Raw genomic sequence first — 396 nt, 5'->3', positions numbered from 1 at the left:
GCAGCCCTGTCGATCCGTACTTCCGGCGACCGGTGTGGCTGCAGGCGAGCTGCTGCGGACACGTCCTGTGGGCTTACAACGTGCGCCATCTCGATCTGCTGGAGTCATACGTCGGGGCCCGGCTCCGTGAACGCGGAGAGCTTGTCCCCTGGGCCCCGACGAGTCTGGTCGAGAGGCTCCCCACCTGGCTGAAAGTCGCGAAGAACAGGACCGCGATCCTGCGGACGATCACACGCTTGCGTTCCACACTGCCTGCCGGCGGGTGATCGAACGCACGGAGGGCGCAGCACAGGCACGGCCGACGGGGGCCACGTACGTCCTCCGGCGCCGGACCAGTCCGCCGCGCTCGGAAGTGCCATGGGCGGCGCGTTCGCGGCAGGTTGTTTCACCGGCCGG

1 pseudogene is annotated in these 396 nt (G+C 68.9%); it reads left to right on the top strand.

The window, feature by feature from the left end:
* Nucleotides 1–266 (top strand): annotated as a pseudogene (locus LG634_RS37630) (hypothetical protein); the annotation flags it as partial.
* Between the last annotated feature and the right edge of the window lie 130 nt (nucleotides 267–396).

This window comes from Streptomyces bambusae (assembly GCF_020532645.1).
Classification (GTDB): Bacteria; Actinomycetota; Actinomycetes; order Streptomycetales; family Streptomycetaceae; genus Streptomyces; species Streptomyces bambusae.
The sequence above is the reverse complement of the archived record's forward strand: the minus strand, read 5'-3'. Positions and strand labels throughout refer to the sequence as shown.